The sequence below is a fragment of the Archangium violaceum Cb vi76 genome (assembly GCF_000733295.1).
Classification (GTDB): domain Bacteria; phylum Myxococcota; class Myxococcia; order Myxococcales; family Myxococcaceae; genus Archangium; species Archangium violaceum.
In genome coordinates this window covers 1-3,243 of the sequence record NZ_JPMI01000049.1, presented here as the reverse complement: position 1 = coordinate 3,243, position 3,243 = coordinate 1, and the positions used below count along the sequence as shown (strand labels likewise).

3 protein-coding genes and 1 pseudogene are annotated in these 3,243 nt (G+C 71.7%); 3 read left to right on the top strand and 1 reads right to left on the bottom strand.

Annotated features, from left to right (window positions below; translation table 11 throughout):
• Positions 1-1,281: pseudogene (locus tag Q664_RS58905) on the top strand (hypothetical protein); the annotation flags it as partial.
• Positions 1,268-2,026 carry a hypothetical protein gene (locus Q664_RS08640; protein ID WP_043392056.1) on the top strand — a complete coding sequence of 253 codons (759 nt, stop codon included), beginning with the start codon at positions 1,268-1,270 and terminating at the stop codon, positions 2,024-2,026. The pseudogene Q664_RS58905 and the gene Q664_RS08640, both read left to right, overlap by 14 nt.
• Here the strand turns inward: Q664_RS08640 and Q664_RS08635 are convergent.
• Positions 2,023-2,253, bottom strand: a complete 231-nt coding sequence (locus Q664_RS08635) for a twin-arginine translocase TatA/TatE family subunit (protein ID WP_043392059.1) — start codon at positions 2,251-2,253, stop codon at positions 2,023-2,025. The two genes, Q664_RS08640 and Q664_RS08635, sit on opposite strands and share 4 nt — an antisense overlap.
• 113 nt (positions 2,254-2,366) lie before the next feature.
• On the opposite strand from Q664_RS08635, the gene Q664_RS08630 reads away from it, so the two are divergent.
• Positions 2,367-3,095, top strand: a complete 729-nt coding sequence (locus tag Q664_RS08630) for a glycerophosphodiester phosphodiesterase (protein ID WP_043392053.1) — start codon at positions 2,367-2,369, stop codon at positions 3,093-3,095.
• The last annotated feature ends 148 nt before the right edge of the window (positions 3,096-3,243 follow it).

Sequence of the window (3,243 nt, the reverse complement as noted above, 5' to 3'; positions counted from 1 at the left end):
CCCGTGGCCATCGAGGAGCATGATCCGTTCTCCCTGCCTCCCGAGGACGCGCCGACGATGCGGGCCTCGCCCACGGTGCCCGCCGCGCCCGCGGCTCCGGTCTACGAGGAGATGGAGGGCCTCGAGGGCAACAACCCGTTCGTCTCGTTCGAGCCCCCGCCGCCGGCCCCGGCGCCCAAGCCGGCCCGGGCCGCGCCCGTTCCGGTTCCCGCCGCGGCTGCCGGTGAGGACAATCCGTTCGCCGCGTTCGACCCGGTGGCGGCGCTGCCTCCGGCCGCGGCCCAGGCTCCCGCGCCGGCTGCCGGTGAGGACAATCCGTTCGCCGCGTTCGACCCGGTGGCGGCGCTGCCTCCGGCCGCGAAGGCCCCGGCGCCCGCTCCGAGCCCCGCGCCCGCCGCGCCCTCGGGCATTCCGGACTGGGGTGCGCCGCAGCAGGGATCGCCTTCGGGCATTCCGGACTGGGGTGCTCCGCAGCAGGGTGCTCCGTCGGGCATCCCGGATTGGGGGGCTCCGCAGACGGTTGCGGCCACGCCCATCGCCAAGGCGAACGCTCCCACGGAGCGCAACCCGTTCCCGGACTTCCCGGGGCCCGGAGAGGGCTCGCCGGGCCGCGAAGTACTAGAGGATTTCCCGCCCGCGCCTCCGCCGCCGGTGATCGCCGCGCCTCCTCCTCCGAAGGTGGAACAGGCCCCTGGCGAGCGCGCGGGTCCAGGCATCGCGCGGCGTCTGGCCTCGTTGGCCGCCCAGTTCATGGTGGCGGCGGTGCTGGTGGTGGGCCTGCTCGCCGTGGCCATGGCCTGGCTCAACGATGGGCGGGTGGAGCTGTCGCCCGAGCGCATGCGCGAGCTGGTGTCGCCCACGCGGCCCCTGGTGGCGAAGGATCTGTCCAACGGCCTCTACGAGACGGGGGCGGGGCACAGCCTCTTCTTCGTCCGCGGCGAGGTGGAGAACCGTGGCACCTCCGCCATCCGGGTGAAGGCGGGTGTCGCGCTGTACGAAGGCGACCAGCGGGTGAAGTCCGCGGAAGGCATCGCGGGCGCCGTGCCCACGCCCGAGGAGCTCTACCAGCTCACCAGCCCGGCGGACGCTGAGACGCTGCGGGCCCGTCTGGACGCCGCCGCCAAGGAAGTGGCTCCCGGCGCCCGGGCTCCCTTCGTCGTCTTCTTCTACGAGTACCCCTCGGATCTGGCGGACTTCCGGCTCGAGGTGACGCTCGAGCAGCAGACGGCGGTCGCCAGCGGAGGAGCGAAGGAGGGAAGCGCCGGCGATGCCAAGCCGTGAGGAGGCCAGGTCCGTCATCCAGAAGCTCCACGCCCTGAGCGGGAGCGCGGAGATCGTCCGCAAGGCCGCCGCGCGCGAGCTCGCGCGGAGGGATCCGCTCGACGCGAACGAGCTGCTCCACGAGGTCATCTTCCTGGCCCGGGGAGGCTGGGAGCCGGCCACGTGTGTGCTCTCGGCCTTCGTGTCGGCGCTGGGCCGGGAGGCGGAAAGCATCCCCTACGCGGACTCCATGCGCCGCATGGCCGAGGTGCAATCGCTGGAGTCGGTGGCGGACCTCTTCGAGACGGCGCCGGCCAGGAAGGAGTTCGACGAGGGCGCGGCGGCCAAGGCGGACGCGAAGCTGCTCACCCAGTCACTGGGGCACCTCAAGCAGCAGGCGCGGCTCACGAGGGATCCGGACGTGCTCTCGCGGCTGGTGACGGCGAGCAACCCGGCGGTGGTGCGCAACGCACTCCTCAATCCCCGCCTCACCGAGCCGCTGGTGGTGCGCATGGCGGCGCGCCGTCCGGCCCGGCCGGAGCCGCTGGTGGAGATCTGGAAGTCGCCGCGCTGGTCCACGCGTCACGGGGTGCGCCGGGCGCTCGTCTTCAACCCGTACCTGCCACCGGAGGTGGGGGTGAAGATCGTCCCGCTGCTCAACGTGAATGACCTGGAGGAGCTGGTCCGGGACGCGTCCGTGCACCCCTCCCTGCGTGAGCAGGCCGAGCGCCTGCTGGCCGGGGGGATGACGCCCGGCTCGAACTAGCCGCGCTTGGGGCCGGAGTCGGTGTAGTCGGCGTCGGACACGTCCTGGCCGCGCCTGGCGCGGGGCAGCGTCTTCACGTCCACGAGGTCCTCACCCTTCGAGGCCTTCTTGAACGAGTAGACGAACTTGCCCACGGCATTGCCGAGCTGACCCATCCGGGCGGCGGAGAACACCACCACCAGGATGAACGCGATGAACAGAATCTCCCCGGTACGCAGCCCCAGCATGCCGCGCACAGTGCAGCAAAGCCGGGGGTGAGGCAAGCCGCCTGTCGTCTCCGGACGGCGGGAGGGCTTCAGGACGCTCGCCCTGGGGGCCGGGCTGTTGCAGATTGCGAGGCATGCTCCTGCTCGCCCACCGAGGTGCCAGCGCCGATGCCCCGGAGAACACCCTCGACGCCTTCCAGGAGGCCGTGGCCCAGGGGGCCGATGGCGTGGAACTGGACGCCATGGTGTGCGGCTCCGGCGAGGTGGTGGTGTGCCACGACGAGCGCCTGGAGCGGCTGGCCGGCCTGCCCTGGGAGGTGCGCACCACGTCCTATTGGAAGCTGAAGGGCGCGGACGTGGGCAGCCGGCTCGGCTTCGAGCCCGCTCGCATTCCCCTGCTGGAGGAGGTGCTGGACGCGCTGCCCTCGCACTTCCTCATCAACATCGAGCTCAAGTGCGACCAGGCGGATGACGGGGGCCTGTCCCAGAAGGTGGCGGAGCTCGTCATGCGGCGTGGGCTGGCCGAGCGGGTGGTGATTTCCAGCTTCAACCCGCTGTGCCTCTTCCGGACGGCGGCGGCGGCGCCCTCGCTGCGCCGCGGTTTCCTCATCGATCCGGACAAGCGCTGGGGGCCGCAGGCGTACGTGGTGACGCCGCTGGTTTCGTCGCACTCGGTGCACCCGTGCCACGAGCAGTGCACGCCGGAGCGGGTGGAGGAGTGGCGTCGCCGGGGCCTGCGCGTGGCGGTGTGGACGGTGGATGACCCCACGCGCGCCCGGCAGATGGAGGAGATGGGCGTGTCCTATCTCATCACCAACAAGCCCCGCGCCATTCGCGAGGCCCTGCGCGGCCGGGCGGCCTGAGCTCTTCGCCTGAGCTCTTTCAGACAAGTGGGCGAAGACCTCCCCTCTCCCCTCGGGAGAGGGTCAGGGTGAGGGTGTCCGGTCCCGTTCTTCAACCCTTGGCCCCCAGTGTGGACAGGGGGTTCAACCCGGGTTCATCCGATACCNC

Excerpts from the sequence above, each read along its gene's own strand:
- Q664_RS08630 (WP_043392053.1), top strand. The coding sequence starts at position 2,367 with ATGCTCCTGCTCGCCCACCGAGGTGCCAGCGCCGATGCCCCGGAGAAC.
- Q664_RS08640 (WP_043392056.1), top strand. The coding sequence starts at position 1,268 with ATGCCAAGCCGTGAGGAGGCCAGGTCCGTCATCCAGAAGCTCCACGCC.
- Q664_RS08635 (WP_043392059.1), bottom strand. The coding sequence starts at position 2,253 with ATGCTGGGGCTGCGTACCGGGGAGATTCTGTTCATCGCGTTCATCCTG.